27 protein-coding genes and 1 pseudogene are annotated in these 25,588 nt (G+C 41.7%); 21 read left to right on the plus strand and 7 right to left on the minus strand.

What is annotated here, in order from left to right:
* The first annotated feature begins 78 nt into the window (after nucleotides 1-78).
* The 11 genes from ligA (at nucleotide 79) to QNH43_RS02160 (ending at nucleotide 11,737) form a co-directional block, all read left to right on the plus strand.
* Entirely contained in the window at nucleotides 79-2,085 is a 2,007-nt protein-coding gene (gene ligA / locus QNH43_RS02110) for an NAD-dependent DNA ligase LigA (protein ID WP_283916633.1), read from the plus strand.
* Nucleotides 2,086-2,096: 11 nt separating this feature from the next.
* On the plus strand, nucleotides 2,097-3,266 hold the full coding sequence (locus QNH43_RS02115; RefSeq protein WP_283916634.1) for a CamS family sex pheromone protein: 1,170 nt from the start codon (nucleotides 2,097-2,099) through the stop codon (nucleotides 3,264-3,266).
* 380 nt (nucleotides 3,267-3,646) lie between these two features.
* Nucleotides 3,647-3,937, plus strand: a complete 291-nt coding sequence (gatC, locus tag QNH43_RS02120) for an Asp-tRNA(Asn)/Glu-tRNA(Gln) amidotransferase subunit GatC (protein WP_076372748.1) — start codon at nucleotides 3,647-3,649, stop codon at nucleotides 3,935-3,937.
* Between the two features lie 12 nt (nucleotides 3,938-3,949).
* Nucleotides 3,950-5,410: an Asp-tRNA(Asn)/Glu-tRNA(Gln) amidotransferase subunit GatA gene (gene gatA, locus QNH43_RS02125; protein ID WP_076372750.1), complete on the plus strand. Its 1,461-nt coding sequence runs from the start codon at nucleotides 3,950-3,952 to the stop codon at nucleotides 5,408-5,410.
* Between the two features lie 12 nt (nucleotides 5,411-5,422).
* Nucleotides 5,423-6,850, plus strand: a complete 1,428-nt coding sequence (gene gatB / locus QNH43_RS02130; RefSeq protein ID WP_076372752.1) for an Asp-tRNA(Asn)/Glu-tRNA(Gln) amidotransferase subunit GatB — start codon at nucleotides 5,423-5,425, stop codon at nucleotides 6,848-6,850.
* A gap of 165 nt (nucleotides 6,851-7,015) precedes the next feature.
* The gene (locus tag QNH43_RS02135) at nucleotides 7,016-7,558 is read left to right on the plus strand and encodes an RNA polymerase sigma factor (protein WP_283916635.1); all 543 of its coding nucleotides are present in this window, start codon (nucleotides 7,016-7,018) and stop codon (nucleotides 7,556-7,558) included.
* Entirely contained in the window at nucleotides 7,555-8,022 is a 468-nt protein-coding gene (locus QNH43_RS02140; RefSeq protein ID WP_283916636.1) for a hypothetical protein, read from the plus strand. The genes QNH43_RS02135 and QNH43_RS02140 overlap by 4 nt, the downstream gene beginning before the upstream one ends.
* On the plus strand, nucleotides 8,015-9,085 hold the full coding sequence (locus QNH43_RS02145; RefSeq protein ID WP_283916637.1) for a hypothetical protein: 1,071 nt from the start codon (nucleotides 8,015-8,017) through the stop codon (nucleotides 9,083-9,085). Before QNH43_RS02140 ends, QNH43_RS02145 begins: the two co-directional genes overlap by 8 nt.
* Nucleotides 9,082-10,008 carry a LiaF transmembrane domain-containing protein gene (locus tag QNH43_RS02150; RefSeq protein WP_283916638.1) on the plus strand — a complete coding sequence of 309 codons (927 nt, stop codon included), beginning with the start codon at nucleotides 9,082-9,084 and terminating at the stop codon, nucleotides 10,006-10,008. The genes QNH43_RS02145 and QNH43_RS02150 overlap by 4 nt, the downstream gene beginning before the upstream one ends.
* Nucleotides 10,009-10,184: 176 nt before the next feature.
* Complete coding sequence (locus QNH43_RS02155) at nucleotides 10,185-11,099, plus strand: diacylglycerol kinase (RefSeq protein WP_076372762.1); 915 nt, start codon at nucleotides 10,185-10,187, stop codon at nucleotides 11,097-11,099.
* A 62-nt stretch (nucleotides 11,100-11,161) separates the two neighbouring features.
* Nucleotides 11,162-11,737 carry a GNAT family N-acetyltransferase gene (locus QNH43_RS02160; protein ID WP_283916639.1) on the plus strand — a complete coding sequence of 192 codons (576 nt, stop codon included), beginning with the start codon at nucleotides 11,162-11,164 and terminating at the stop codon, nucleotides 11,735-11,737.
* 44 nt (nucleotides 11,738-11,781) lie between these two features.
* Here the strand turns inward: QNH43_RS02160 and QNH43_RS02165 are convergent, their stop codons facing one another.
* A complete protein-coding gene (locus QNH43_RS02165; RefSeq protein WP_101225004.1) occupies nucleotides 11,782-12,000 on the minus strand; it encodes a methionine aminopeptidase in 219 nt (72 codons plus the stop codon).
* Between the two features lie 189 nt (nucleotides 12,001-12,189).
* On the opposite strand from QNH43_RS02165, the gene rlmD reads away from it, so the two are divergent.
* A complete protein-coding gene (gene rlmD / locus QNH43_RS02170; RefSeq protein WP_076372768.1) occupies nucleotides 12,190-13,560 on the plus strand; it encodes a 23S rRNA (uracil(1939)-C(5))-methyltransferase RlmD in 1,371 nt (456 codons plus the stop codon).
* A 194-nt stretch (nucleotides 13,561-13,754) separates the two neighbouring features.
* Nucleotides 13,755-14,276, plus strand: coding sequence for a YitT family protein (locus QNH43_RS02175; protein WP_397223242.1), 522 nt, complete (start codon nucleotides 13,755-13,757; stop codon nucleotides 14,274-14,276).
* Between the two features lie 8 nt (nucleotides 14,277-14,284).
* Here the strand turns inward: QNH43_RS02175 and QNH43_RS02180 are convergent, their stop codons facing one another.
* The 4 genes from QNH43_RS02180 to QNH43_RS02195 form a co-directional block, all read right to left on the minus strand.
* The gene (locus tag QNH43_RS02180; protein WP_283916640.1) at nucleotides 14,285-15,145 is read right to left on the minus strand and encodes a DUF421 domain-containing protein; all 861 of its coding nucleotides are present in this window, start codon (nucleotides 15,143-15,145) and stop codon (nucleotides 14,285-14,287) included.
* A 28-nt stretch (nucleotides 15,146-15,173) separates the two neighbouring features.
* On the minus strand, nucleotides 15,174-15,380 hold the full coding sequence (locus tag QNH43_RS02185; RefSeq protein WP_076372773.1) for a DUF1657 domain-containing protein: 207 nt from the start codon (nucleotides 15,378-15,380) through the stop codon (nucleotides 15,174-15,176).
* Nucleotides 15,381-15,578: 198 nt separating this feature from the next.
* Entirely contained in the window at nucleotides 15,579-16,583 is a 1,005-nt protein-coding gene (spoVAD, locus tag QNH43_RS02190; protein ID WP_076372775.1) for a stage V sporulation protein AD, read from the minus strand.
* Between the two features lie 460 nt (nucleotides 16,584-17,043).
* Nucleotides 17,044-17,247, minus strand: a complete 204-nt coding sequence (locus tag QNH43_RS02195; RefSeq protein WP_057278507.1) for a DUF1657 domain-containing protein — start codon at nucleotides 17,245-17,247, stop codon at nucleotides 17,044-17,046.
* Nucleotides 17,248-17,518: 271 nt separating this feature from the next.
* On the opposite strand from QNH43_RS02195, the gene QNH43_RS02200 reads away from it, so the two are divergent.
* Genes QNH43_RS02200 through QNH43_RS02210 form a run of 3 tightly spaced genes read left to right on the plus strand, consistent with a single transcriptional unit; the run spans nucleotide 17,519 to nucleotide 19,460 of the window.
* Nucleotides 17,519-17,914 (plus strand): hypothetical protein, encoded by a 396-nt coding sequence (locus QNH43_RS02200; protein ID WP_283916641.1) that lies wholly within the window; start codon nucleotides 17,519-17,521, stop codon nucleotides 17,912-17,914.
* Nucleotides 17,911-19,188, plus strand: coding sequence for an ammonium transporter (locus QNH43_RS02205; protein ID WP_283916642.1), 1,278 nt, complete (start codon nucleotides 17,911-17,913; stop codon nucleotides 19,186-19,188). Before QNH43_RS02200 ends, QNH43_RS02205 begins: the two co-directional genes overlap by 4 nt.
* Before the next feature lie 44 nt (nucleotides 19,189-19,232).
* Entirely contained in the window at nucleotides 19,233-19,460 is a 228-nt protein-coding gene (locus tag QNH43_RS02210) for a hypothetical protein (protein WP_283916643.1), read from the plus strand.
* Nucleotides 19,461-19,759: 299 nt separating this feature from the next.
* Here QNH43_RS02210 and QNH43_RS02215 read toward each other — a convergent pair whose 3' ends face one another.
* Nucleotides 19,760-20,197, minus strand: coding sequence for a coiled-coil domain-containing protein (locus QNH43_RS02215; RefSeq protein ID WP_283916644.1), 438 nt, complete (start codon nucleotides 20,195-20,197; stop codon nucleotides 19,760-19,762).
* Nucleotides 20,198-20,446: 249 nt separating this feature from the next.
* Between QNH43_RS02215 and QNH43_RS02220 the strand changes: the two genes are divergently transcribed.
* From QNH43_RS02220 to QNH43_RS02240, 5 genes and pseudogenes are all read left to right on the plus strand, one after another.
* A complete protein-coding gene (locus tag QNH43_RS02220) occupies nucleotides 20,447-21,103 on the plus strand; it encodes a 5-bromo-4-chloroindolyl phosphate hydrolysis family protein (RefSeq protein WP_283916645.1) in 657 nt (218 codons plus the stop codon).
* Nucleotides 21,100-22,272 (plus strand): toxic anion resistance protein, encoded by a 1,173-nt coding sequence (locus tag QNH43_RS02225; protein ID WP_283916646.1) that lies wholly within the window; start codon nucleotides 21,100-21,102, stop codon nucleotides 22,270-22,272. Before QNH43_RS02220 ends, QNH43_RS02225 begins: the two co-directional genes overlap by 4 nt.
* An 11-nt stretch (nucleotides 22,273-22,283) precedes the next feature.
* The gene (locus QNH43_RS02230; protein ID WP_283916647.1) at nucleotides 22,284-22,853 is read left to right on the plus strand and encodes a nitroreductase family protein; all 570 of its coding nucleotides are present in this window, start codon (nucleotides 22,284-22,286) and stop codon (nucleotides 22,851-22,853) included.
* Nucleotides 22,854-23,465: 612 nt separating this feature from the next.
* A pseudogene (locus QNH43_RS27695) lies at nucleotides 23,466-23,543 on the plus strand (SEC-C metal-binding domain-containing protein); the annotation flags it as partial.
* Nucleotides 23,544-23,862: 319 nt separating this feature from the next.
* Entirely contained in the window at nucleotides 23,863-24,858 is a 996-nt protein-coding gene (locus QNH43_RS02240; RefSeq protein WP_283916649.1) for a S8 family peptidase, read from the plus strand.
* Nucleotides 24,859-24,909: 51 nt separating this feature from the next.
* Here QNH43_RS02240 and QNH43_RS02245 read toward each other — a convergent pair whose 3' ends face one another.
* Entirely contained in the window at nucleotides 24,910-25,572 is a 663-nt protein-coding gene (locus QNH43_RS02245) for a YcnI family copper-binding membrane protein (protein ID WP_283916650.1), read from the minus strand.
* Nucleotides 25,573-25,588 lie beyond the last annotated feature (16 nt).

The following is a 25,588-nucleotide window of genomic DNA, read 5'->3' on the forward strand; positions in this document are numbered from 1 at the left end:
AGAATAGGGATATCTGACTTTAGACACCGCTCTTCTTAAAGAAGTGCGGTGGAGTCTTCTTTAGAAAGGATTGAACGTATGGACTTACAAGCTGCAGAGAAGAAAGTTTTAGAACTGCAAACTTTATTGAACCAATACAGCTATGAATATTATGTAATGGACCAGCCATCAGTACCTGATGCTGAATATGATCGGCTACTCCGTGAACTTATTGAGTATGAGGAGAAGTTTCCGGAACTGCAAACGGCGGACTCACCGACACAACGGGTCGGTGGCGCCATTTTGGATATGTTTGAAAAAGTGGAGCATACCACACCGATGCTAAGTTTAGGCAATGCCTTCAATGAAAGTGACTTACGGGATTTTGACAGAAAGGTCAGACAATCTGTAGGTGACGATTTTTCCTATGTATGTGAATTGAAAATTGATGGACTTGCCGTCACTCTTCAGTACGAGAATGGATATTTCGTAAGAGGGGCAACTCGTGGAGATGGTACGATCGGTGAAGATATTACCGCTAATTTGAAAACGATCAAGTCGATTCCATTGAAGTTGCGGGAGCCGGTTACCATAGAAGTGCGCGGTGAGGCTTTCATGCCAAAAAAATCATTCGAATCATTGAACAAGGCTAAAGAAGAACGCGGTGAGGAACCATTTGCAAACCCACGAAATGCAGCTGCCGGTTCGTTAAGGCAGCTTGACCCAAAACTTGCTGCAAAACGGAACTTGGATATTTTCCTTTATGCAATTGCCGATTTTGGGGAAACAGGGGTCCGTTCCCACAGTGAGGGTCTGGATTTATTGGATCGACTCGGGTTTAAGACGAATCGGGAAAGAAAAACGTGCTCGAATATAGAGGAAGTAATGGCTTATATAGTAGAATGGACGGAACAGCGTCCAAACTTAGCCTATGATATTGATGGAATTGTCGTTAAGGTGGATTCCCTTGAACAGCAGGATGAATTAGGTTTTACTGCAAAAAGTCCGCGATGGGCCATTGCTTATAAATTCCCGGCTGAAGAAGTCATTACAACCCTTAGGGATATCGAGCTGAATGTGGGCCGTACGGGTGTGTTGACTCCGACCGCGGTTTTGGATCCCGTTCGGGTAGCAGGTACGACAGTGCAGCGAGCTTCACTTCATAACGAAGACTTAATCCGTGAAAAGGACATCAGAATCGGAGATCAAGTGGTCGTGAAAAAAGCGGGTGATATCATTCCAGAGGTGGTCAATGTACTGGCAGAGCGCCGTACAGGGGAAGAAGTCGAGTTTAAGATGCCGACTGAGTGCCCGGAATGCAACAGTGAACTTGTCCGGCTGGAGGGGGAGGTTGCTTTACGCTGCATCAACCCCAAGTGTCCTGCACAAATAAGGGAAGGCTTGATTCACTTTGTTTCCCGTACAGCAATGAATATAGACAGTCTTGGAGAAAAAGTGATTAGCTTGTTGTTTAAAGAACAACTCATACAAGATGTGGCTGATATTTATAAGCTTACATACGATCAACTGATTGCTTTGGAAAGGATGGGGGATAAATCCGTCAATAAACTCCTTCAAGCAATCGAGGCTTCGAAAACAAATTCGTTGGAAAAATTACTATTCGGGCTGGGCATTCGCCATGTTGGTTCAAAAGCGGCCAAGACACTGGCACGGGAGTTCGGGACGATGGAAGCCTTAAGCAAGGCGAGCCGTGAAGACCTAACGGCCATTAATGAAATAGGTGATAAGATGGCCGATTCCATCGTAGCCTATTTTGAATTGGAAGAAGTCCATGCGTTACTGAATGAATTGGAAGCAGCCGGTGTGAACCTTGCTTTTAAAGGGCCAAGAGCTGTTGCTATTGAAGAAATCGATTCCTTTTTTGCCGGTAAAACAGTCGTTTTAACGGGTAAATTGCATCAGTTAACGCGTAACGAAGCAAAAGAGAAATTAGAGGCGCTAGGAGCTAACGTTGCTGGAAGTGTCAGCAAGAAAACCGATTTGGTCATAGCTGGCGAAGATGCCGGTTCCAAACTGGAAAAAGCGGAAAGCCTTGGCGTCATGGTATGGGATGAAGAGAGACTGATTGAGGAACTAAATAATTAAGAGGTGTAGCTATGAGGAAACACTCTATTTTGGGGATGATTCTTATACTGCTTCTTGCTGGATGTGCGCCTAGTTTTGAGGATAAGCAAGAGGTAGTTCAAGACTCCAAAGACAAAAAAGAAACGGCAATTATTCCGAAGTATAAAATTTCGGAAGAATACTACCAAACAATCCTACCGTTTGAACCATCAAAAGCACGCGGTTTGGTCGTATCCAATCTAAATACCCGATATGACATTGAAGAATTCGAAAATGGATTGATGCGGTTGGCCCAAACCCAATTCGACCCGGAAGATTACCTGTTTCAAGAGGGGCAAACGCTGGATAGTTCCAAGATATCTTCCTGGCTGAACAGAAAATATACCGATAGTCAGTTGAAAGAAAAGAAGATGAAGGCAAAAGATAACGTTGGCTTGAATCCTGTTGATCCAGGTAAAGGAGACATTGATAAACGGAATGAAGAAAATCCGATTTATCTTGCTCATATTTTAGAACATAATTACTTGGTCAAAACAAAGGATAATTCGGTGAGCCTTGGCGGGGTTGTCATAGGTCTTGCGTTGAATTCAGTGCATTACTATCAAAAAGAGGCATTCGGTGCTACCTATGAAAATAAAATCGATAGTAAAAAGCTGAAGCAAGAAGGGGAGAAAATTGCTGCAGTAGTCTTAAAAAGGCTACGTAATATGGACAAGCTGAAAAATGTTCCGATTACGATTGCCTTATTCGAGCAAAATGAAAAATCCTCAGTAGTCCCTGGGAATTTCATTTCCTATACAAATATCGATAAAAACTCTGACAATATTGGAAAATGGACGGACTTGAACGAAGAGTATTTCCTATTTCCTTCTGCTAGTGCTGAAAAAAAATACCGTGATGACGTCAATACCTTCACGAACTTTAAAGAAGATGTCGAAGAATACTTCCCTAACTTTAACGGAGTCATCGGCAGGGCGTTCTATATGGATGATCAATTGCAAAGTCTGAACATCGATATCCCCATTCAATTTTATGGGAACTCGGAAGCGATCGGCTTTACCCAATATGTTGCCGGGCTTATAATGGAACGTTTCCCGAACTACATCGCCGTCCAGGTATCCATTACCTCTGTAAATGGACCTGAAGCGCTCATAGTCCGTGAAGCAAATCAAGACGAACCAACCGTGCATATATACGAATGAAAAAAGATGAAGCTTAACGGCTTCATCTTTTTTGCGTCCCGCTTAAAATTCGGATCTGTTTTTTGTGAATTCCAAAATAACCTCTAAACTGGAACAAAAATATATAACAGTAAGTAAACCCTTCCATCTTAGGGAGCAAATGCATTATAAAGGGAACATTTGTCGAATTTTACAGGCCTACTTGTCATTTCCTCGGAAATTCCGGCAACTTTCCCATATTTCCCGGAAAATATCTCTTTTTCCTTATGAAATAATTGATTTTCGACATTGTATCTCTTGTTGCTTTACTGTGCAATAGTTTGATATGATTTAAACGATGATTATATGGAGAAAAGCGACGGAATTCAGTCGATTTGGATATTTTTTCGGAGGTGAAGAGAATGTCACGTATTTCTATGGAACAAGTTAAACACGTTGCCCATTTGGCTCGTTTGGCCATTACGGAAGAAGAAGCACAACAGTTTCAGCATCAGCTTGACCAAATGATTTCATTCGCGGAGCAGTTGAATGAGCTTGATACGGATCAAGTAAACCCGACTTCTCACGTTTTGGATATGAAGAATGTTATGCGGGAAGATGTCGCAAAACCGGGATTGCCAGTAGAGGAAGTAGTTAAAAATGCACCGGATAGCAAAGAAGGATATATCCGTGTACCATCTATAATTGAATAAGGAGGGACAATGATGTCGTTGTTCGAACAAAAAGTTTCTGAGCTTCATGAACGCTTACATAAGAAAGAGATAAGTGTCACTGATCTTGTTAACGAATCGTACAAGCGGATCGGACAGGTAGAGGACAAGGTGAAGGCATTTTTGACACTTGATGAAGAAAACGCCCGCAGTCAAGCAAAACGATTGGATGATCAATTGGTAAAAGGCGAGAACGAAGGCGCTTTATTTGGTATGCCAATTGGAGTGAAGGATAATATTGTCACTAAAAATTTGCGTACCACTTGTGCGAGCAAAATTTTGGAGAACTTTGATCCAATCTATGATGCAACCGTCGTTCAAAAACTACAAAAAGCAGAAACGGTTACGATCGGAAAATTGAATATGGATGAGTTTGCGATGGGTTCCTCTAATGAGAACTCCGCATTTCAAGCAACACGCAATCCATGGAACACGGAATATGTGCCAGGCGGTTCTTCGGGTGGTTCAGCTGCATCTGTCGCTTCCGGTGAAGTCCTATTCTCTTTAGGTTCAGATACGGGTGGTTCGATCCGCCAACCAGCTGCATATTGTGGAGTTGTCGGCTTAAAACCTACATATGGACGGGTTTCCCGATTCGGACTTGTAGCTTTTGCGTCTTCATTGGACCAAATTGGGCCGGTCACAAGAACGGTTGAAGATAACGCATATTTGCTTGAAGCGATTTCAGGTGTAGATCCAATGGATTCTACCTCTGCTAATGTTGACGTGCCGAATTTTGTGAATTCATTAACAGGCGATGTTAGAGGATTGAAAATAGCCGTGCCTAAAGAATATCTTGGTGAAGGCGTTGGCGAAGAAGCACGTAATTCCGTACTTGAAGCATTAAAAGTATTAGAGGGGCTTGGAGCTGAGTGGGAAGAGGTATCATTGCCGCATTCCAAATATGCCTTAGCTGCCTATTACCTGCTTTCTTCATCTGAAGCTTCGGCTAACCTTTCACGTTTTGACGGAGTGCGTTACGGGCATCGTACCGATAATGCAGAAACTCTTATAGAAATGTATAAGCAAACCCGTGCAGAAGGATTCGGTGACGAAGTGAAGCGCCGTATCATGCTTGGAACGTTCTCCTTAAGTTCCGGTTATTATGATGCTTATTATAAAAAGGCTCAAAAAGTACGTACGTTAATCAAAAAGGACTTTGAAGATGTCTTTGAAAAATACGATGTCATCGTTGGGCCGACTACACCTACGCCTGCATTTAAAATTGGCGAGAAAGTCGACGATCCATTAACGATGTATGCAAATGATATCTTGACGATTCCAGTCAATCTTGCTGGTGTACCGGGTATATCCGTGCCGTGTGGATTCGCAGCGAATGGCCTTCCGCTTGGACTGCAAATGATTGGAAAGCATTTTGATGAAAGCACGATTTACCGCGCGGCTCACGCATTTGAGCAAGCAACAGATTTTCATAAACAATTTCCTAAGCTGTAAGGGGTGAAAAAAATGGACTTTGAAACGGTGATTGGTCTAGAAGTACACGTAGAATTAAAAACGGATTCTAAAATTTTCTCGGCGAGCCCAAACCATTTTGGTGCCGCTCCAAATAGTAACACGACTGTAATCGACCTAGGCTACCCAGGTGTATTGCCTGTCGTCAATAAAAAGGCTGTTGATTTTGCAATGAAGGCTGCAATTGCCCTGAATTGCGAAGTGGCGGAAATTACGAAATTCGACCGGAAAAACTATTTTTACCCGGACAATCCTAAAGCATACCAAATTTCACAGTTCGATCAGCCGATCGGTGAGCATGGCTGGATTGAGATCGAAGTGGGCGGCAAGAAAAAGAAAATTGGCATTACCCGCATTCATATGGAAGAGGATGCTGGAAAGCTGACACATAAAGGGAACTATTCACTTTGTGATTATAACCGCCAAGGTACGCCACTTGTTGAAATCGTATCTGAACCGGATATCACTTCCCCGGAAGAAGCTTATGCTTATCTGGAAAAGTTGAAATCGATCATTCAATACACAGGCGTTTCCGATTGTAAAATGGAAGAAGGCTCACTTCGCTGTGATGCTAACATTTCCTTGAAACCTGTCGGGCAAAAGGAATTCGGTACGAAAACCGAATTGAAAAACTTGAACTCATTCAACTTTGTCCGCAAAGGATTGGAACATGAAGAAATCCGACAAGCGGAAATCTTGAATGAAGGCGGCATAATCGAACAGGAAACTCGCCGGTTCGATGAAGCTACAGGCAGAACGGTACTAATGCGAATTAAGGAAGGCTCCGATGATTACCGTTACTTCCCGGAACCGGACTTATTGACAATCCATATCGATGAAGAATGGAAAGCACGTATTGCTGCCGAGATTCCGGAACTTCCGGATGCCCGGAAAAAACGTTATGTCGAAGAATTCGGCTTACCTGAATATGATGCAGCCGTTTTGACGGTAACGAAAGAAAGTGCTGATTTCTTTGAAGCGACAGTTGCTTCAGGCGCGGATGCGAAACTAGCATCAAACTGGATCATGGGTGAGGTTTCCGCTTTCTTGAATGCAGAAGGAAAAGAGCTGCATGATGTCAAATTGACTGCTGAATCGTTGGCTGGAATGATCAAGCTGATTGAAGATGGCACGATTTCTTCTAAAATCGCTAAAAAAGTTTTCAAAGAATTGATTGAAAATGGCGGAGATGCTGAAACGATCGTCAAGGAGAAGGGACTAGTCCAAATTTCCGATGAAGGCGCATTGCGTACAGCCGTTGAAGAAGCATTGAATAATAACCCGCAATCAATTGAAGATTTTAAGGCCGGTAAACAAAAAGCAATCGGCTTCCTTGTGGGGCAGATCATGAAAGCGACAAAAGGACAAGCCAATCCACAACTTGTAAATAAAATTTTGGTGGAAGAAATCAATAAACGTTAATATTGGCCGTATCACTTTTAAAGTGGTACGGTTTTCTCTTGATTAAGATAAGGGTTCATTGTGGAAAGCTTAAAATAATTTTTGGTTTTTTTCGAGTTACCTGTAGGGGTAACTCCTTTTTTGTCGTCTATTACATGAATGCTTAACAGGAAAGGAGGAAGAGAAGTGACGGATGAGTTAGTTGAGAAGGTTAGGGCTGGGAATGATCATGCATTCCGAATGTTGATCGAAACTTATAAACAGACGGTTTATAGAACCGTCTATTCCGTCTTGCGGAATCAAAAGGATGCAGAAGATGTTACCCAGGAAGTCTTTATCAAAATCTACACTTCCCTTCCTCAATATAAGAACCAAGGTTTCAAAACGTGGATTACCCGAATTGCGGTCAATCATGCAATCGATCTAAAGAGAAAGAGGGAACGCCAAAAGGAAGAATTGCAGGACGAACATTCATCGGAAGCTAATCTGGGCTTAACTGATGATGTCGAGGCAGTATTTTTTCGGAATGAAAGGCGAAAGCAAGTATTGCGGAAGCTGAATGACCTTCCACAGGGATATCGGGAAGTTGTATATGGCTATTACATAAGGGAAAAGACATTCAAGCAAATTGCAGAGGAACAGCAGATTCAAGTGAAATCCGTGGAGGTAAAGCTATATCGGGCAAGAAATTGGATGAGAAAACATTGGAAAGAGGAGGATTTTTCATGAATCATGTGCCTGAAGCAGAATGGGTTGCATATTTGGCAGATAAAATACCAGAGGCTCTAAAAATTGAATATGAAAATCATCTATACTCCTGTGACAAGTGTTTGTCCGCCTATATGGAAGCGATGGAAAAAGAAGAATTCGGTCCGGACATTGAAGGATTTGATATTGCAGGTCCTGTCATGGACTCGATTAGCCGATTGAAAGAAGGCCTTGTTGAAGGGGAAAAGCAACTCCGAAAAGAGAAATCACTGCGGACGATAACAAGACATTACCTGATTGCGGCCGGGTTTACGATCTTATTAATGGCAGGGGGAGTATTTCAATCATTGACAGAATACGTGGATTCTGTGGAATCAATCAGTGAAAAGGAAACGCAGTCCTTAACCGATGGACTTATTGATAAAACATTTAATTGGATGGACACTATCGAAAAGAAAAATAAGGAGGGGTTTAGAAATGAATAAAAGGCCGGTATTAGCTTTCTTATTATCGTTTTTGCCAGGTTTCGGACATTTTTACCTAGGAAGGAAATATAAAGGGTTATTTTATTTTCTGGCCACGGCTGGATTGGGGCTTGGTGGTCTTTTTCTTTCGTTGATCAGTCAATCGGATGCGTTTCTGGCTTTTTCCATTATTGGAATGGTGTTTTATTTCATCAGTATATTTGATTTGGTGGTCACCTCACTGAGGAATCCTAAAAGGGAAGAGGATGTAGAGCGTATGGCAGATCAGCCGGAAGCGGAAAGATTTTATGTAATCATCCTTTCATTCGTTCCTGGATTAGGGCATTTTCAGCTGGGCCTCATGAACCGTGGGCTTATTTTTCTTATCGGCTTTTTAGGCCTGGGCATCATGGTGATATTCATTAGTGTAATGACACAAATGGAAGGTCTGTTAATATTCATGGCACTATTGCCTGTTATCTGGATTTACAGCTTTTTTGATTCTGTTCAACAGCTGAATAAAAAGCAAAGAGGTGAGGAGCTTATCGATCGGACCGTTTTGGAAGATTTCGAGGAGAGACGGGAATCCGGGAAGAAGAGTAAATCGGTCGCGACTTTATTCGCTATTTTCCCTGGTGCAGGTCACTTATATTTGGGGCTGCAAAAACGTGGGATACAATTGATGGCCGGCTTTTTATTCGCCATTTACATACTGGATTTACTCCGGTTAGGTTTCTTCTTTTTCCTTATTCCGATTATCTGGTTTTATAGTTTTTTTGATGGATTGCAAAAAGCCTCGAAAATGGAAGAGGGTCCATTAGAAGATACGCCCATCATTTCGGGAATGGTCAATCATCAAAAATGGGTAGGATTTGGGCTGGTGGGACTTGGAATCTATTTCTTGGCCAGTAATATAATCGTCCCGGCCATTGCTCCTCATTTAGATGAATGGATTGGAAGCAACTTGGAATACTGGTTTAGAGATTATTTTCAAAAAGGTCTTGTATGCATCCTTCTTATAGGCGGGGGAATTAAATTGCTGTCGGGAAGTAAAAAAGGAAGAGCCAAGGAGGAGACAAAATGAGAACATGGAGAGTCGGAACGATTTCGATGGGAATCTCCCTGGTTGGTTTGGGATTGGTTTTACTGGTTTCACAAATTGCGGATATGAACTTGACGACGATTCTGCTGTCATGGTGGCCGTTGCTGTTCATTATCTTGGGTGCAGAGATTCTCTTCTACATTTATTTTTCCAGAAAAGAAAGTTCTTTTGTAAAGTATGATATTCTTAGCATTCTTTTCGTGGGATTGCTTGGAACGACGGGAATAGTTTTAATTCTGCTAACATCAAGCGGATTGATGGATCAAGTTAGGGCTGCCGTGAATAGTGAAGTGAAAACGGTCAATTTGCCTGGTTTCAATCAAAAGGCAGGGAAAGACATACAGAGAGTTGTCCTGGACTCTGGCCCATACCCATTAACAATTGAAAGTGGTAATGTCGGGGAAATTTCCGTTTTTGGAACATATGGTGAGCGGGTAATGGAAGATACTGATTCGTTGTTGAAGAAGGCGGAGGATTATTTACTCGTTGAGAGAAATGGTGATACGCTTTATATAAGCTTCAAGGATTTGCCGATTCAAAATGGACTTTTTGACAATGGTACAATGAATCTTAAGGCAACTCTTATAATCCCTGCTGAGTTGGCAGTGGAGATAGACGGACAAAGTACCGATCTTGTCCTGAAGCCTAGGAAACTCTTGAATGACTGGAGTGTGAAGGACAGCGGAAATCTAAGTGTATTCCTTCAGGATAATAGTGATATCAAGGTAGATGCTAGAGGGGTCGAGGAACTTGAAGGTCCTAAGAATGGCTGGAAGATGACTGAAGTGAAAGAAGAAACAAGTGAAGAGGGCATTGTAAAAAAGAATGGGATATTCAATATTGGTGAAGGGAAACATACTTTAACGGTTACCGATACATTTAACGTGAATGTTCAATATCCATGAAATCATTTACTAGAATAAAATTGTAAAAAGCATTATAATTTCCCTGATACGATTTCTAGTAAAATGCAAAAGATATGGACCGGAATATACGGTCCTCTTTTTTCGAATATTGCTTTTCATGTAACGAAGGATTAAGATGTAAATTATGGAATCAATATGTATAAGGATGATGGGAAATGAAAAGAGCAAGGTTGATTTACAACCCGACTTCGGGCCGGGAAGCCATTAAGAAGAGCCTGCCAGGTGTGCTAGCAAAACTTGAAGAAGCTGGCTATGAAGCTTCTGCACATGCGACGACCGGTGCCGGGGATGCGACGAAAGCGGCTAAGATAGCGATTGAGCGCGGCTATGATATAGTTATTGCAGCAGGGGGCGACGGTACGATTTATGAGGTTGTTAATGGACTGGCCACTGCAGAGAAACGTCCGAAACTAGGAATCATTCCGACGGGAACGACCAATGATTTTGCGCGGGCGCTGCATTTACCGAAGACGATCGAAGGGGCAGCCGAAATTATTGCCGGTGGGCATACGATGCCTGTCGATATTGGGAAAATGAACGATAAGTATTTCATCAATATTGCCGGCGGAGGCAGATTGACCGAATTGACCTACGACGTGCCGATCAAACTGAAAACCATGCTTGGTCAGCTAGCGTACTATATTAAAGGAATTGAAATGCTTCCTTCAATTAAGCCGACGGAAGTTTCTATTGAATATGATGGAAAGCTTTTTGAAGGAGAGATCATGCTATTCTTGGTGGCTAACACGAATTCGGTCGGCGGCTTCGAGAAACTGGCTCCTGACGCCTCTTTGAATGATGGTATGTTCACGTTGCTTATTTTGAAAAAGGCAAACCTCGCTGATATTGTCCGTGTCGCGACATTGGCAATGCGCGGTGAGCATATCCATGATAAGAACGTCATTTATGAAAAAGCCAATCGAATTAAAGTACATGCCAAAAATGACATGATGCTTAATTTGGATGGGGAATTTGGCGGGATGGCCCCAGCTGAATTCGTAAATCAGTACCGCCATTTTGATGTATTCATCCCGCAAGGAATACTGCCGGACGATCCGGCAAATAAATAGGGTGAAAAGGCCACTGAATCTGGTGGCCTTTTCAGTTTAATGAAGCAAGGGGAATTGCAAACATGTATATCAGGAAAGCGACACCGGAAGATGCGGACAAGGCAGCCGTATTGACCCGGTTAGCGATTAAGGAAATTGCAGAGGTTTTGACAGGTGAAACGGAAGAAGAAAGAATACTTTCCGTTCTTGCCGATTTGTTCAGGAAAAGTGGGAATCGGATCAGCTATGAAAATACGCTTGTCAGTGAACATGATGGACAAGTATCTGGATTGATCATTGCTTACCATGGCAAGGATGCCGAAAGCTTGGATGAACCGATAGTGAAACAATTAAGGATGAAAATGAAAGACCCAAGCGTTACGCTCGATAAGGAAGCGGAAATGAGAGACTTTTATTTGGATACAGTCTCGGTTGACCCGAATTTTCAAGGAAAAGGAATTGGTAGTGCACTGATTCAATATGTAGAGGAATACGCTAAACATAAGGGATATCCAAGAATTTCTTTAGTCGTTGAAAATGAAAATGAAGCGGCGAATCGTCTCTATAGCAGATTAGGGTATATGGAAATTAAAACCATTTCGATTAGCGGCCATGAATTTCGCTATATGGTGAAGAAAATAGAAGAACCTCCTGTTTAACAGGGGGTCCTTTTTGGTCATTTGAAATTTGGCACTGTATGCGGTTACATTTGCTGCCCGTTCATGGCTGCCCAATCAGCGTAAGCTCCGGTGCCATTACAGCCGGGACAGTCGTGTATATCGGAAAAATGATATTCCGTGGGTACGAAGGAGCTGTATCCACGTCCGTAACAATCCGGACAGAGTCCTTTTTCCTCCATACTCGCTCGATGTTTCTCTAACCTTGTAGCATTCCAGGCTGATATAGAGTTAAATAAACCCATTTCCTCACCTCATCTGTTTTTCCTTATTTTTCATTTTTTATTGAACTTTTATTCATGGAACTATGAAAAATCCGTAATTCCTTCCACTATATTTTTATGAAAACCAGGGTAAATTGGTGAGTGGTTTTGTGGCTAGGCCTCTATTGTGGTAAAATACAGGCTAGCATAAAAAAGAAAAGAGAAGATGACATGAAAAAAACAGCACCAGTGGCTAAAAATGATATTATAGAGGTTTTATTTGAAGATTTAACACATGAAGGAGCAGGCGTCGCTAAAGTCGATGGCTACCCGATCTTTGTTCAGAGCGCCCTTCCAGGTGAAAAAGCAAAAATTAAAGTGATGAAGGCTAATAAAGGTTATGGCTTCGGACGCTTGATGGAGATTATCGAAAACAGTCCATACCGGGTTGAGGTCACGACTGAAGATTACCATAAATACGGTGGATGTCAGCTGCAGCATATGAGCTATGAAGGACAGTTGAAATTCAAGGAAAGGCAAGTGCGTGAAGTGATGACACGCATTGGGAAACTTGAGGATGTGAAGGTTCACCCGATCATCGGGATGGAGAATCCGACCCATTATCGTAATAAAGCGCAAGTGCCTGTTGGTGAAAAGGATGGCAAGCTAATAGCAGGGTTCTTCAAACCGCGGACACATGAAATTGTTGAAACGAAAGAAAGCATTATCCAAAATGAAGTGATCAATGAAGCCGTTCAAGTTGTTAAAGAGATTTTCAGTAAACTTGGTATCCCTGCTTACAATGAAGAGGCACATAAAGGTGTATTGCGGCACATCATGGCCCGTTATGGCAAGCAAACAGGCGAATTAATGATTGTCCTCGTTACAAGAACGAATAGTATCCCTTTTATCGAAACAATCGTGAAGGAAATCGTTGAACGTCTTCCACAAGTGAAATCCATCGTTCAAAACGTTAATTCCAAGAAAACGAATGTTATCTTAGGCGATAAAATGACTGTACTATGGGGCGACGAAGTGATCCATGATATGATCGGTGATGTGAAATTTGCGATTTCAGCAAAGTCCTTCTACCAAATCAATCCGGACCAAACGAAGGTCCTTTATGATAAAGCTCTTGACTATGCAGGGCTGACTGGTGAAGAAACGGTGATTGATGCCTATTGCGGCATTGGAACCATCTCTTTATTTTTAGCTAAAAAAGCGAAAAAGGTAATCGGTGTCGAAGTAGTCGAAGAAGCGATAGAAGACGCACGCCGCAACGCTGAATTGAATGATATCTCAAATGCGGAATTCATGGTTGGAGATGCGGGTAACGTTATTGCTGAATGGTACCAAAAGGGCAACACTGCGGATGTCATCGTTGTGGATCCTCCTCGCAAAGGTTGTGAAGAGTCTCTCCTGAATACGATCATCGAGATGAAGCCAAACAAAGTCGTATACGTATCATGCAACCCAGGCACTCTGGCGCGTGATCTTCATATCTTGGAAGACGGCGGATATAAAGCGGTTGATATCCAGCCTGTCGATATGTTCCCAATGACGACACATGTTGAAAATGTAGTGTTATTAGAGCTGAAATGATGGAATGGGGCCCGGTCTGAATGACCGGGCCCTTTTTCGCGTAGTTAAATTGAAGTGAAAGGAGGGGGGATTTTTTTTTGAATGGATATTCTTGACGCTCTGACTTGGACATATAGTAAGGATATATAAAATGCAAGGCAGGTGATTTTATTAATTTTCAAAAAGCGGTTGCTGTAATTGTTGGTAGCTTTTTGGTGGGTATTGGAATCAATGGCTTTTTAGTTCCGCACCATTTAATAGATGGCGGCGTTATTGGGATTGCACTCATCCTTCATTATTTCTTTGGTTTTCAAACAGGGCTATCCATGTTGATTCTCAGTATTCCTATATTTTTATATGCATGGTATTATGAACGGCCTTTTTTCTATAGCAGTGTTCACGGATTGCTTCTGACATCCCTTTTTATGGATTGGCTTAATCCATTGAAAAAAGTCTTTTCCATGTCGATACTAACAAGCTCTTTGATTGGCGGTGCCATCATAGGGATGGGCATAGGTCTCATGCTTCGGTATGAGACAAGCAGCGGGGGAACGGATATGTTAGCCAAAATTATCTCAAAGTCTACTTCCATGGATATTGCATTGGCGATTATCGTTATAGATACACTAATCATTTCAGCTGCAGCATTCACCTTAGGTATCGAAATTTTTCTTTTTTCATGTGTGACGATCGTCATCATTGGGCTGATCACTTCGCTTATGAAAGTGAGGAAATGAATATATAATCAGTTCCTTAAGATATGGGTCACTTCATCTATTGCCCTTTGCAGCTTTTCGCTATTTTTGCTAAACATCTCTTTAGCTTCCTTTGATTCAGTTCCAAGTGCAAACAACTCTAAGTCCGCCTGGCATTTTTTCAAGGTCGCGAGCATAAGAGGTTTTTCTTGAGGAGAAGGAACTTTAAGTTTATCATCAAAAAGGTCCACGGTTAATTCCCCGTTGGAATTAGCTTGACCAAGAAACACATTATCGAGGATAACACCCAACTTATCCAGTTCAGTATGAAGCCAATTTCGGTTCAGTCCAATCGTGGAAAGCGGTTCATCAAGTATGCTGCCGTCCATGATGATGGTTTGTGGCTCCTTTACAGCAGCCACTGACAGGTTAAGGTCCTTAGGTGTTATAGGTTGATTTTGCTTCTTTAACATTACGGAAAAATCCCCGTTGGCTTCCAATAAGGCAAATTCAACTTCAGAAATATCGAAGACATCCTTTTTCCGGAGCAATCCCAATAATTCATCAATGGTATATTTCTCTTTTTTTAAATTATCTTCCATGACTTTCCCATCTTTGATGAAAACCGATGCTTTACCTTCCACAAGATCACGGAAAGTTTTACTTTTTAGGGATATTGATCCTGCAATGAAGGGAGCTATGGCAAAAACAAGAATGGACAGTACGCCATGTACAATATTGCCCTCAACTTTCGTAGCTAATTCTGCCCCGACATTACCAATGGTTATGCCCGTTACATATTCAAAAAAGGAGAGTTGGGACAATTGTTTTTTTCCTAACACTTTTGTTATCACAAAAAGAACAATTAAAAAGAATAATGAACGCAAAACAATTTCTATCCAATCCGGCATTACAAACACCTCCTGCTTGATCATTGTTTTAAAAACCTTTATATTGCGGTTCTTCCCGTTCTAACTCTCCCACGCGCTTCTGTACATCCTTCATAACTTCATTCACCACCAGCATCGTTTCATGCAAGATGCGTTTAGATTCATCATCTTGAGTCCGGAGTGCTAAGCTGGATAAACCTGCTTCAACTCCTTTCAGGCTAGAGACACATTGTTTTACATTAGAAGCTATCGTCATGCAGCATCCTCCTTATCCTTTGGATCTAAATATAATGGCTTGTAACACTCCGAGACTGTTTTTCCGGCACTGATTACATAAATCGTGCCAGTGGCACAACCAATCAATCCATGATTTTCCCCATCCGCTAACCTCCCGAAACAATGTCAGCAGTCACGATCCGATTAGACAAGTGAATCATGGTTGTCATTCAATCATTCATTGATATTCGATCGAAACGGCATGCGCAATGCACGGGATCGTCTCACTTTGTTGAAAGGATAGGGGGGATAACAAGGCACCGGTAGCCACGACGAGCAATCGTTTTATTTCTCCCTTTTTCATGCGATTTAATAAATGACCATAAACAACGGTTGCGGAACATCCAGGGCCACTCGCCCCGGACAAGACCGGTTGACCATCCCTGTATATCATTAAACCGCAATCTTTATATTGCTCTTCTTTAATCGGCGTACCATGTTTTTCAAATAATGCCAGAGAAACTTCATGTCCGATCTTTCCTAAATCCCCGGTCACTATTAAATCATAATAGGATGGATCGATGTTCCGTTCTCTTAAATGGGCTTCAATCGTATCTACAGCAGCTGGGGCCATGGCACCGCCCATATTGAAAGGATCAGTCAATCCCATGTCGATGACACGTCCTATCGTAGCTGAAGTGACCCTAGGGCCTTCCCCGGCACTACTCAATAAAGCCACTCCTGCACCCGTAACGGTCCATTGGGCTGTTGGAGGTTTCTGCCCCCCGTATTCAGTAGGGTAGCGAAACTGCTTTTCTACTGCAGCGTTATGACTGGATGCTCCTGTCAATAAGTACTCTGCCCCTTTGGTATTGACAAGGTATGCACCAAGAGCCAGTCCCTCCATGGAGGTGGAGCAAGCGCCAAATAAGCCGAGATAAGGTGTTCCCAGTGTGCGACAGGCAAAACTCGTAGGGGTTATTTGATTGATAAGGTCGCCTCCAAGGAAAAATTGAATCTGCTCTTTCTGAAGACCCGCCTTTTCGATTGCTTTTGTACTCGCTTCTTCCAATAAGACTTTATGTGCCTTTTCATAAGTATCTTGATTTATCCATAAATCGGAATGGAGAAGATCGAAATCATCCGCAAGCAAACCCTCTGCTTCAAATGGACCGCCAACGGTTCCTGTGGAGACGATGACAGGCTTTTGATCAAACACCCATGTGCGATGCCCAGTAAGCATTTTAAACCACCCCATTGTAGAGTATTGTCAGTGCTAAGATAAAACCTTGGAATAACATAGATCCTTCAGTCAACTTGAATATATTACAGCCATTTCCTAAAACGAAACCATCCTCCCGGTTTTCTATGGCTGCGGATATGGCGGCATCAGCGAAACATGATCCCGCCGGTCATTACTGTCCTTTTCATTTCCAAATGAGTTTGAAACTGCTGAGGTTCCTGATGGATAGGAGTAAGCTTATGGCTTAATTCTTTTGGAATCCTTTTGATAAGGTCTTAATTAATTGCTTCAGCGACTTCGTCCTGCTTCATTATTCAGGCTTGATTGACCGCAGTTCGGTCAAGTGGATTGCTTGTATGTAACCTTATGGCATATTCAAGCCCTTATTAAAAATCCTGTCTTATGGAATAAAGATATAAAAAAGGCTGGTTGTTTTAACCAACCTTTTTTATATGAATGATTATTGTTTATATTGAGGTTCCTCGTTTTGAATCTCTTCAATGCGAGGCGTGATGCTGTCCACGATCGTTTGTGTTTGTTGGGCAGCTTGTTGGTATAGTTGTTTGGCTTGCTCATTATCTGTGGAAAGGGCGAAGGTTTCAAAGCTCGCTTGAGCGCTTTTTAGCCCTGCTATAGTTGTTTTGACATCGTTTATTACTGTCATGTATGAACCCTCCTTAAATTGAAACTGCCTTATTAGAGTAAGGAAAAAATGATTATCTATACCTTCCAAATTTCTCTAGGAATCGAATTAATCAAACGTTTGATTAATGAAAGGGAAAAGGCAGAAGTGTAGTTAATATCTTTCTCCACTTATTTGTTACGCAAAATTGTTTTTATTGTTTAATTATTGACTGAATTCAGAAATCTTAATATAATTACAGAAAACATAACATGATTACGTGAGGTGATATGACATTTATATTCGGGATGATTTGCATGGTAGAGTTGTTTTTGAAATTTCATCTGAGGCAGTGTTAAAAGGCCTGTTATTTTATAAAAACAAACAGGAGTCGGAAATTGAATCGATCAAAGGTAAAATACATAAATATGAGCAAAAACGAAGAGCTGAGGAAGCTTGGTATCAATCCCTATCACCATTTAAACGTTTTTTTACAGGACGTGCCCCAAGTCATCACCAGGCCGTTGAGCATTTGGTGAATGTTAAAGATAGATATAAAAAAATTGAGATGATAAAACAGAAGGTAGCTTTTTTAAATCAGTTGATCGGTTTACTCGAAGCTGATTCGGAAAAACGGGAAATGAATTTACCATCAGACATCATTAAAGAAATAATGGACTGGCAGAAAGCGGAGGGGACGCCAAGATGACTCTAGAAACATTGAACACTGGATTGGACACGGTTTGGGTGGTTCTGACAGCAGCCATGATTCTATTAATGGAGGGCGGGTTTGCTTTATTGGAGGCGGGGTTCGTCCGTACGAAGAATAATGTGAATATCATCATGAAGGTTTTTGCTGATATTACGATCGGAACGCTTTGCTATTTCGTGGTTGGTTTTGGCTTAATGTATGGAACGGATGTATTTGGAACCATTGGGACAAGTGGCTTTCTGCTGAAAGGTGATTTGTCGCACATCGACCTTACGATTTCCATTGATGCATTTTGGTTATTTCAAGGGGCATTCGTCATCGCCGTTATTTCGATAGTTTCGGGAGCGGTTGCGGAAAGGATTAATTTTCGGGCGTATCTTATTTTTGTCGTAATGATGACGGCATTCATCTATCCGATTGCCGGTCATTGGGTATGGGGTGGTGGCTGGTTAAGCGGGTTGGGCATGCAGGACTTCGCGGGGTCTGCGGTCATACATGCACTAGGCGGCTTTTCTGCACTTGCGGCTGCCATTGTCATCGGTCCGAGAGCAGGTAAATTCTCTTCACGGGGGACTAGCTCCATTTCGCTGCCGAGTAATCTTCCACTGGCATCTGTCGGGGCATTCCTTTTATGGTTTGGCTGGTTTGGGTTCAATGCAGGAAGTACCTTGCAGGCTACGGATGTACGCATTGGCCATATTGCCATTGTCACGATGCTCTCAGCTGCATCAGGGGGGGCGGTGACCATGCTTTATACACTATTTAGATATGGGCGCTCGGATGCACCTTCCGTCATCAATGGCTCACTTGCAGGTCTTGTCGGGATTACAGCTGGATGTGCATTCGTTAGTGATCTGGCAGCGTTACTGATTGGAGCGGTTTCTGGAATGTTGATGTTAGCTGCGACAAATTGGTTGGAAACCCGAAAAATCGATGATCCGGTTGGTGCGTTTCCCGTTCATGCGGCATCAGGAATGTGGGGTACCATAGCGGTAGGGCTTTTTTCAACAGAAAACGGATTGTTTGCAGGTGGGGGATGGCATTTGCTTGGAGTTCAAACGTTAGGGTTATTGGTGTTATGCATCTGGGGCTTTTCAGTGACATGGCTCGTTTTTAAAGTTATAAATGTTTGGCTGCCTATAAGATCCACTGAAGAAGAAGAAGAACTTGGGTTGGATATCAGTTATCATGGCATCATGGCCACACATACTTCACCGGAGTTCATCAAGGTAGAGGACTACTATAAGCAGGATGAAGAATTGACAAGGTAATGTCCATTATACAATGGTAGAATCAAGTAAGAGGTGAATTTTAAATGGGTGCATGCAATCTTAATCATTCGCAACAAGATGTCAGGCTGAAATTTGAGAGTCAAAAGGCATTTTTACCAACCGAATTGAGTCAAACATTGGATCGATATCTTGAAAGAGGGAATTCGCAAGAAACATTGAATGAACTTTTTCATCTATTGAAGAAGTATGACTTGTCTACCCAGGAGGAACAGGAATCTAGAAACGAAAAGTTGAAACGGATCATGCTGTAAACGAGAAAGAACGAGAGTGCAAGGATGACTCCCGTTCTTTTTTTTTGTTTTTTCATCATGAATCTTCTGTAAAATGAATTAAAGTATCCGCGGGAATGTGGCTGTCCCTATTTACTTTTTATAAAGAGCATCAAAAATTGTATCTGCTTAATTGATTAAACATTTTAAGTAACGCGGACAAGGGTTTAGTGGAGCTTTAAAGATTTAATCAATCGTTTGATTGAATCTTAACAGAGCCTTCAATAAAAGCAGGGAGAAAATAAAAAAGCGAGAGCCCATAAGGAGCTCCTGCTTTTTCTTTAAAAACCATCATCTGTTGCGGTGAAGGGGATGTTAAGGTTTCGTTCAACGGCACGAAGTCTTTGATTTAGTCGATTCAGCCTATTCGTATGACGTTGATCATTTTGACTCAGTCTGGTTATTTCCTGGTTAATGCGGTTCACTTCTCGATTTATCCTTGTGATTTCTTGGTTCTGCCGATTGAGTTCCCTCGTTTGTCGCTCGTTTTGACGCTCAAGTTCCCGGACTCTTCTTTCAAGTTGTTGAGGCTGCCTTTCAATATCAAATTGGTCGGGCACCTGGCTATATGGATTTTCTTGTACCTGCTGAAGGTTCCAATCTTGCTGTGGCGTGTAATCAAATCGTTCAGGCTGTTGGAAATATGGGTTATAATTAGGCTCAAAGTACTGGTAATTTCCATTTTGTTGTGGAAAAGGATAAAATCCGTATGAATTCATGGTCAACTCTCCTTTTTTAATCAGGATGGATACGTTATAACTTATGTAAGTTCCGGTGAAGTGACTAGGCGTTAGCCCATAAAAGCGGGGAGAAGAGTTAATTTACAGAAAATATTTCAATAAATTTGCAGAAACCCTCCGGTTCCTATATCGTTTAGGATAGGAGAAATTCTTTTAATCCATCTTGAAACCAATTCCAAGGATAATCCGTATATATAGAAAAGAGTGTAAGTCAGGAGTGTAATGATTATGAATCGATTTCTTGCTGATTTTTTTCCGATATTGATCGCATTTCCAATGGTTTTGCCGGTTTGGATAATTAGCTATTTTGCATTGAATCAACCGTTTGCCCTATCCGTTGTCATATCTTTAGCAGGAGGGGTGCTTGCATACTGTCTAAGCTCCGTATATTTTTCATCAAGATACCTCAAAAAACATGAATTGACGAGAAAAGAATATCAATATATAAAGAAAAATTTAATTGAAGCAAAATCGAAGATATGGCGGGTTCAAAAAGCACTAATCTCGGTCAGGCATATCTCTTCTTTTAAACAGAGGAAGGATATGATTAAAATGATCAGGAAAATATATAGTCTGACAAAAAAAGAACCGAAGCGGTTTTACCAGGCGGAACAATTTTATTACTCACATCTGGATTCCGCCATGGAGCTTGCGGAGAAATATGTTTTTTTAGCACAGCAGCCAAAAAAGAGTAGGGAACTCGAACTCTCCTTAACAGAGACTCGCAAAACTTTAAAGGAACTCACTAATACGATAGAAAAGGATTTATATAAAGTGATTGCCGATGATATCGATAACCTTAACTTCGAGTTGGATGTTGCTAAGCAATCCATTAAAACTAGAAAAGAGTCACAAGTAATTGATGAAAGCAGGAGGTTAAAATGAATAACAATGATCCCAACCTGTTGAATAAAACGAATAATGCCAGTTTGATCGATGATCTTTTAGCCAATCCATTTGATGGGGTGCAGGAGCTGGAGAAAACATCTTCCCAGGAAGCGAAACCGGTTAAACTGATTGATGTCATTCCTGAAGAGAACAGGGCAAAGGCATATCAGCTTGCGGAACAAATCGACCCTACGAATCATCAGGCGATGATATCCTATGGTACACCCGCCCAATCAAAGCTTCTGACCTTTTCTAATTCCATGCTTGAGCATGTCCAGAAAAAAGATGTAGGTGAAGTGGGCAACATTATCAGTGATTTAATGAAAAAGTTAAACGAGCTGAGCCCTGATGAGCTAAAGCCGGATAAGCCCTCTTTCTTTGCGCGTATGTTCGGGAAGCTCTCGGGATCAGTACAGGAAGTGCTATCCAAATATCAAAAAACTGGGGCCCAAATTGATCGAATCAGTGTGAAACTCGATCGGAGCAAGAATATCCTGCTATCGGATATCGTAATCCTTGAAAAGCTGTATGAAACGAATAAGGATTACTTCCAGGCATTGAATGTCTATATTGCAGCCGGGGAAATTAAACTCGAAGAAATCCATGGGAAAACGATTCCGGAGTTAAGGCAGTCCGCTGAATCGAGCAATGACCAAATGAAGTTCCAGGAAGTCAATGATATGCTGCAATTTGCTGAACGGTTGGATAAAAGGCTTCATGATTTGAAATTGAGTCGCGAAATCACGATTCAAAGCGCACCGCAAATCAGGCTGATCCAAAACACGAATCAGGCACTAGTCGAGAAAATACAATCTTCGATCATGACAGCCATCCCCCTTTGGAAAAATCAGGTTGCAATTGCATTGACATTAATCAGGCAAAGGCATGCTGTAGAAGCACAAAAGCAGGTTTCCAAAACTACAAATGACTTGTTATTGAAGAACTCCGAGATGCTGAAAACGAATACCATCGAAACGGCAAAGGAAAATGAGCGCGGACTTGTCGATATCGAAACATTAAAGAATACCCAAGCTAACTTGATATCCACGCTTGAGGAAACCATGAGGATTCAAGAAGAAGGAAGGCATAAACGCCGGCAAGCCGAACAGGAATTGGCATCAATGGAAAATGAACTGAAACAGAAACTATTAGAGATAAAGGGATAAGGGGAGATAATATGGAAACTATCGAGGCTATAAAAACGAGAAGAAGCATTGGAATCGTCAAGCAAGATCCGGTACCAAAGGAAATGATCGAGCAAATCATTGAAGCTGGAACGTATGCACCTAATCACCATCGAACTGAGCCTTGGCGCTTTTTTGTATTGACTGGAGAAGGAAGAAATAAACTTGGGGAGGTATTCGAAGAAATCACAAGAATTGAAAATGCTGATGATACCCCTGAAAGTTTAATCAGCAAGCTCGAAAGGCAAAAAAAGAATCCATTAAGGGCTCCAGTCATCATCGCAGTGGGCATAGAGCCTAGTGATAAGAATAATGTCCTAGTGGCAGAAGAATATGCGGCAGTGAACAGTGCCATTCAAAACATGCTTCTTGCAGCACATTCCTTAGGTCTGGGAGCAGTATGGAGAACGGGAAAAATAACTTATCATGAAAAGGTACGTGAATTTTTCAATTTATCCCCAAAAGGAGAAGTATTGGCTTTCATATACTTGGGTTATCCTGATATGGAGCCAAAACCTGCCAAGAAAACACCGATTGATGAATTGACCACATGGATCGAATGAAGGGGTGAGGGGAAGCTGCATCAGTAAATACACACTGATGCAGCTTTTTTTTGCCTTTCCTTAAATCTGATTTTAATGAAAGGGATTTGGATTCGTCAGGCTTCGTTTCAAGTGACGGTTGATGAATTAGGCTGTACAATACATAGGAAGAGTAAATTTTTATGAATTAGGATGTGTCTATAGATGAGAACGATTGATCCATTCGAGATACTTGATGGAAAAGCGATAAAATATTTGGATGTTTTTGGCATGGAGGATGGAATTGCTTTAAAGAGTAAGTACGAAGATAAAACGTATTGGATATATGATTATTATTGCATGCACCAGTCTTGTGATTGCCAGGAAGTATACCTTGAATTCGTTGAGGAGCTTAAAGGCAATAAACAGGCAGGACAGCATTTTGGAGTGAGGGTTTCTTTCGGGGATAATCAATTTGTCCTGGAGGACTATAATATTTCCAAGCAAAAGGCGATGGATATTGCGGAAGATACGTTAAAATACAGTAAAGATGTAATGGAGTTATTTAAACAGCGGTATCAGCAAATGAAGGATAAAGGCACCCAAATCATCATGGAAAGTGCAAAGGCAGCTAAAATGCCGCATGTTCATACAGAACCGGTCATTGGCAGAAACGAACCTTGCCCATGTGGAAGCGGGAAAAAATACAAAAAATGCTGCGGCGCAGCTTAACATCTCATGGAAGCTGACTCGATTCGGGGTCGCTTCTTTTTTATTTGGGAAAAAATTGAGTAATGAATAAAAAAATATGGCATTTAACGAACGTTTGTTCTATAATAAGAGTACCAGATAATAATACAAAGGGAAATAAAAAGTAGTCATTTAGACGGAATTTTCCAAAAACTTCTTTTTTATTTTCATAAATCTGGTATATATAAGAGAGAAGAGTTTTTTGATCTCATCTCTTTCAACGGTAGACGGCAACCAGACGGGATGAATATCCCTACACTGATGGCAGTTTAACTTATTGAACGAAGGAAGGGGTAATCAAATGACAAGAGAAAAAAGATTAATACCTTACAAAGTTCTTGAAGTAATGGAAACGGTGAAAGAGAAGATACCTGAGGGTGTCGAGCTTGTGAAAGCCCCGGCAATTTGGGAGAAAAGCAATTATGGTGAGAGCGTGGTAGTTGCCGTCATCGATACAGGCATTGATAAGGGACATCCAGACCTCAAAGAAAGAATCATTGGTGGGAAGGATTTTACCAATACCGGAGATTATCAAGATGATAATGGACATGGGACACATGTTAGCGGTACGATTGTGGCTGCAGTCAATAATGCTGGTGTAGTGGGAGTGGCTCCAAAAGCGAGCATATTAGCGTTAAAGGCCCTAAATGGTCAAGGGCAAGGTGATATAGATTGGATTAATGGAGCTCTAGAGTATGCAATCAATTGGCGGGGACCTAATGAAGAAAAGGTTTCGGTTATTTCACTTTCACTTGGCGGGCCTCCGGATGAGGCTGAACACAAACTCATTCAAAAAGCCCTACAGAACGATATCCTTGTTGTTTGCGCAGCTGGAAATAGCGGTGATGGGCGTCATGAAACGGATGAATTGGATTATCCAGGAGCATATCCCGAGGTAGTGGAAGTCGGAGCTGTGGATTTAAGCAGAAATTTAGCGGATTTTTCGAATACAAATGATGAAATTGACCTGGTGGCGCCAGGTGTCGATATTCTTTCTACGTATCCAGGGAATAAATATGCCAGGTTGAGCGGAACGTCAATGGCTACGCCTCATGTAAGCGGTGCAGCAGCCCTCTTGAAAGTGATTGCTGAAAAGGAATTTGACCGCAATTTAACAGAAGCGGAATTATATGCACAGCTGGTGAAAAGTACGGAAGATCTGGGAATAAGCAAAAAAGCACAGGGAAATGGATTGCTTAACTTAACGATAGCGGACCAAAGAGCTGAAAAATCGATTAAGATTACCATAGAATCAGAAAACATTAAGTTACCGAGTAAATCGGTGGTCATGGAATAATAGAAGAGAAAAAAGGTGCCTCAAGAATTTTTGGGGCACCTTCCATAATGATTATTTTTTAGTTTTCCTTAGAGCTGCAAAAAGCGCTACAATGGACAGAATTAGTGAAATGACAGCCAGAGTGATGATCAGTGTTTGATTGCCAGCACCTTCTGTTGTTGCTGAATCCTTTGAATTGTCAGTTGCCGTGGAATCATTAGTGTCAGCTTCATCTTTGTGGCCATGGTCCGCAGGTTCTGCATCAGCCTTGGGCGCAACTGTAATCTCCGTTACAGAATGCGGTAGGTCTGAGCCTTCATCACCGCTCCATTCAACAATTTCACCATCTTCGTAATATTGAAATGCATCCCAGGCAACTTTCGTTTCTTCTTTAGGGTTTTGTGCTACGAAAGAGAATTGCTGGAATTGTCCAGCGGCAATTCCTTCATCGGTTGCTGCCCAAGTTACCGATTTTACATGCCCATCTTTGTCATCTTCCGTTGTTACTTTCCACCCCGGTATAGGCTGATAGCTTTCAAAAGTAACCCCTTCAGGTACTTTTAAAGTCACCTTTGTAGTGGCAGTTTCTTTTTCTACTGGTACTTTGAGTGTATAAGTTTCCCACGCCTCAGGTGCAGATGAACTAGGCTTGACTGTAACGTGAGCATATGCTGAACCGGAAAAAATGAATAATGCGGCAAATGTGAAAATAAGTAGCTTTGAAATATTTTTCATTAGTATAAATCCCTCC

The sequence above is a fragment of the Peribacillus simplex genome (genome assembly GCF_030123325.1).
Lineage (GTDB): Bacteria > Bacillota > Bacilli > Bacillales > DSM-1321 > Peribacillus > Peribacillus simplex_D.